Source organism: Thermoanaerobacter uzonensis DSM 18761 (assembly GCF_900129115.1).
Taxonomy (GTDB): domain Bacteria; phylum Bacillota; class Thermoanaerobacteria; order Thermoanaerobacterales; family Thermoanaerobacteraceae; genus Thermoanaerobacter; species Thermoanaerobacter uzonensis.
In genome coordinates, this window is the sequence record NZ_FQUR01000033.1 from 1 (window position 1) to 4396 (window position 4396).

The window sequence follows — 4396 nt, forward strand, 5'->3', positions numbered from 1 at the left end:
AAGACATAAAAATAGGGTCACCAGTAAAAATGACATTTAACATAAAAGGTGGAAAAGACATAAGAAAAATAGGAGTATACTACTTAAACGAGACGACAAATCAATGGGAATACGTAGGAGGAAAAGTTGACAAAGGAACAAACACAATAACCTTTGAAGCCAAACACTTCTCAACATATGGAGTCTTTGAATACAACAAAGAATTCAAAGACGTAACAAAAGACAATTGGGCATATGACGTAGTAAATGTGCTTGCATCAAGGCACATAATAAAAGGAGTAGACAGTGAAACATTTGTACCGAACGCAAAAATAACGAGAGCAGAATTTGCAGCATTAATGATAAGGGCATTAGGAATAGAAGAAGAGCCATACAAAGGAGAATTCAATGACATAAAAGAAGGAGCATGGTATGCAAACGCGATAGAAGCAGCATACAAAGCAGGGATAATGTTAGGAGACGGCAAGAATATAAGGCCGGATGACCCGATAACAAGAGAAGAGATGACAGCAGTAATAATGAGGGTATACGGAAAGCTTGCAGAGTACAAAGAAGACAGCATAGGCAATACCACTTTCAGTGATAACAACAAGATAAGCGAATGGGCAAAGAGTGTAGTAGCGAATGCAGTAAAGCTTGGGATAGTAAGAGGATATGAAGATAACACTTTCAAGCCAAAAGACAACGCTACAAGAGCAGAGGCAGCAGCTATGCTTTACAGAATTTTAGAGAAAACAGGAAATATATAAAATGGAGATGCGCCCTAACGGGCGCTTTTTTTGTTAGTCATTTTTCATCCATGTGCGGCAGAAGGTACACACGGGAGAAACAGAAGGAAAACCACATACCTCACAATTTATTTTTGGAGGACGGGCAGAAGTACCAGCAAATAGATGGGCATATTTTGTGTAGTTTTTATAAAAAGACCTTTTAATTCCTGGGGAATTTTCCTCTAACATATCTAAGGCTTCTTGATATCTTATATATTTTGCTTCTCTTGAATAAGGACATACTACGGTTACAGGCTTTATATTGTGAAGTTTTGCAAAAGCAATTATCTCTTCTTCTGCTTGGAAAGCGAGAGGTTTAATTTTTCGAGAAAATCCCAGTTCTTCAGGGAGTACAGGAATTCCCTTTGATAAATGATGAAGGTCCCATTGGAATAGATTTGCTAAAAGCAATTTGGCCATATCGTCTAATGTATGACCTGTTGCTAGTGCATCAGCTTTTACAGATAAAGTGTATTCATTCATAAGATGCCTTTTAGTGACTCCACATAGAGCACATATCCTGTCTTGGCGTTTAGCTATATCTGGGATACCTTTTCCAAATTTTTCTTTTAAGCTTACTATTTCTAAAGGAATATCATTTTCTTTGCAAAAGTTTTCCACAACTTCTCTAGATCGAGAAGAGAAGTTGTTTTCTTCTATTCCTAGATCTATAAAAAAGCCCAGCACTTCATAACCTAATCTTTTTAAGACAAAAGTAGTGACTAAGGAATCTTTTCCCCCTGAGATTGCAACAACTACGCGCCCTTTCGGAGGCAGCATTTTATATTTTTCAATAGTTTTGGCAACTTGTCTCATAAAAAAAGCATCCAAATGTTCTTCGCAAAAGGCGGAATTATGAGCGGGGAATTTTACAATTGCTGGTTTACGGCACACAGTACATTTCAATGGCATAACCCTCCTTTACTTAATAAATTGTATACTACAATTAAAGCTATACCTTAAATTATAAAAAATTTAAAAAGAAATTGCAAAAACGCTAATTACTTCAACAAGTTTTCCTTAAAAAATTTCTAAAAAAATAGTATTATATAGTTGTGAGGAACTTAAGAGGGAGTGAAAAATTTTGAAAGTAATAGAAGCAAAGAAAATTACAGAAATAGTAAAATTGCTTTGTATTGAAGCTAATTATGAATTACCTCAAGATATATTTAAAAGTTTAAAAGAAAGAATAAAAGAGGAAACAAGTCCATTGGGTAGAGAAATTTTAAAAGATATAATTGCAAATGCTGAAATAGCGAAAACGCAAAGAATGCCTATATGTCAAGATACAGGAATAGTGGTAGTTTTTGTAGAGATAGGACAAGAAGTACATATAGTTAATGGCAGTTTAGAAGAAGCGATAAATGAAGGTGTAAGACTGGGGTATGAAGAGGGGTATTTGAGAAAATCTGTTGTAAAAAGCCCTATTTTGCGAATAAATACTGGTGACAACACTCCTGCGATAATACATTATCATATCTGTGAAGGGAATAGACTTTCAATAACTGTAATGCCTAAAGGTGCAGGAAGTGAAAATATGAGTGCTTTAAAAATGCTAAAACCTTCTGACGGAGTAGAAGGGATTAAAAGTTTTGTTATTGAAACAGTTGAAAAAGCAGGTCCTAATGCTTGCCCTCCCTCGATCGTGGGAATAGGAATGGGAGGGGATTTTGAACTTGCTCCTTATCTTGCTAAAAAGGCTTTATTGAGGAAAGTGGGAGAAAGGAATACTGATGAAGTGATAGCTCAATTAGAAGAAGAATTACTGCAAGAAATAAATACATTAGGTGTTGGTCCGCAAGGGTTGGGAGGAAGTACTACTGCTCTTGATGTTCATATTGAAACTTATCCTACCCATATAGCTTCTCTTCCTGTAGCTATCAATTTAGGATGCCATGTTACAAGACATGCTACTTTTGTATTATAATATTGTTGGGAGGAAAAATGATGTACAAGAAAGTAACTACTCCTTTAGATGATGGAATAGTAAACCAGCTTAAAGCAGGGGACTTAATTTTGCTATCAGGAGAAATTTATACAGCAAGAGATGAAGCTCACAAGAGAATGATAGAATCATTAAATAGAGGAGAAAAATTACCTTTCGAAATAAGAGATAGTGTAATTTATTATGTAGGTCCTTGTCCTCCTAAACCGGGACAAGTTGTAGGAAGTTGTGGGCCTACTACAAGCGGAAGAATGGATAAATACACACCGGTATTAATTGAATTAGGATTAAAAGGCATGATAGGAAAGGGATATAGGAGTAAAGAAGTTATAGAAGCTATGAAAAAGTATAAAGCGGTCTATTTCACTGCTATAGGAGGAGCAGGAGCACTACTGGCACAAAAAGTGAAAAAAGCAGAAATAGTAGCTTATGAAGATTTGGGTACAGAGGCTATCTATAAATTTTTAGTTGAGGATTTTCCTGTTATTGTTACTATAGATATCTATGGCAATAATTTGTATGAGATTGAGAAAGAAAAATATAAGACTAATTTAAAAAGGTGAGACAAAAATGGCGCTTCTACCTTTAAAAGAACTATATTTAGAGTGTTTACATTGTACAAAATGTGACCTTAGTAAGACGAAAACTAATATGGTTTTTGGAGAAGGAAATTTAAAAGCAAAAGTTATGTTTGTTGGAGAAGGACCAGGAAGAGACGAGGATTTGCAAGGGAGGCCTTTTGTAGGGAGAGCTGGTCAACTTCTCAACAAAATGCTTGAAGAGGTTGGATTAAAAAGAGAAGAAGTTTATATTGCCAACATAGTAAAATGCAGGCCCCCAAATAATAGAGTGCCCTTACAGAGTGAAATTGATGCTTGTTTGCCTTATTTAAGAAATCAAGTTGCAATAATAGCTCCTAAAATAATAGTTTGTCTTGGAGCTACTGCAGCAAAAGCTATAATAGATAAAAACTTTAAAATAACAGCAATGAGAGGACAATGGCTTGAAAGAAAAGGCGTTAAAATAATAGCGACTTACCATCCAGCTGCAATTTTGAGAGACCCTGAAAAATTAGAGCCTGCAATGGAGGACTTTAAAAAAATTAAAGAAGAGTTAGATAAATTATCGTAATTTAAAGCATTTTAAAGTATAACCAAGCATAGTCGGTATAATTATGTATAATGGCTTTATATGACTTTCTATAGGGATTGAAGTAGAAACATAAAAATGATATATTAATAAACGTCGCTGCTGAAGCGGCAAGACAGCGAGAGGGTATTGACAAAGGGATATAGATTTGGTAATATAGAGGAGCTGCGGGTAAGCAGCGAGGGACCTTGAAAAATGGACAGTGAGGCGAAAAAAAGGTGTAGAGAAGAGCAAGGAAATGAACTTAAGAGTTTGATCCTGGCTCAGGACGAACGCTGGCGGCGTGCCTAACACATGCAAGTCGAGCGGTTCGGCACTTAGCACAAGTTAAGTGTCGGATAGCGGCGGACGGGTGAGTAACGCGTGGGCAACCTACCCTTAAGACCGGGATAACACCTCGAAAGGGGTGCTAATACTGGATAAGGTCATAAGGTGGCATCACCATATGAAGAAAGGGGGAACCCGCTTAAGGATGGGCCCGCGTCCCATCAGCTAGTTGGTGAGGTAACGGCTCACCAAGGCGACGACGGGT

5 protein-coding genes and 1 rRNA gene are annotated in these 4396 nt (G+C 36.7%); 5 read left to right on the forward strand and 1 reads right to left on the reverse strand.

What is annotated here, in order from left to right:
- Nucleotides 1-749 (forward strand): S-layer homology domain-containing protein (locus BUB32_RS12465; RefSeq protein WP_143152814.1); only part of this gene is annotated, 749 nt, incomplete at its 5' end.
- A 33-nt stretch (nucleotides 750-782) separates the two neighbouring features.
- On the opposite strand, the gene BUB32_RS12470 is transcribed toward BUB32_RS12465, so the two are convergent.
- On the reverse strand, nucleotides 783-1676 hold the full coding sequence (locus BUB32_RS12470; protein ID WP_072969635.1) for a PP-loop family protein: 894 nt from the start codon (nucleotides 1674-1676) through the stop codon (nucleotides 783-785).
- Nucleotides 1677-1854: 178 nt separating this feature from the next.
- Between BUB32_RS12470 and BUB32_RS12475 the strand changes: the two genes are divergently transcribed.
- The 4 genes from BUB32_RS12475 to BUB32_RS12490 all read left to right on the forward strand — a co-directional run.
- Nucleotides 1855-2697 carry a fumarate hydratase gene (locus BUB32_RS12475; protein ID WP_072969636.1) on the forward strand — a complete coding sequence of 281 codons (843 nt, stop codon included), beginning with the start codon at nucleotides 1855-1857 and terminating at the stop codon, nucleotides 2695-2697.
- Between the two features lie 20 nt (nucleotides 2698-2717).
- Nucleotides 2718-3278, forward strand: coding sequence for a Fe-S-containing hydro-lyase (locus BUB32_RS12480; RefSeq protein ID WP_072969637.1), 561 nt, complete (start codon nucleotides 2718-2720; stop codon nucleotides 3276-3278).
- Nucleotides 3279-3285: 7 nt separating this feature from the next.
- Entirely contained in the window at nucleotides 3286-3846 is a 561-nt protein-coding gene (locus BUB32_RS12485; protein WP_029688079.1) for a uracil-DNA glycosylase, read from the forward strand.
- 258 nt (nucleotides 3847-4104) lie between these two features.
- Nucleotides 4105-4396: ribosomal RNA gene (locus BUB32_RS12490) — 16S ribosomal RNA — on the forward strand; the annotation flags it as partial.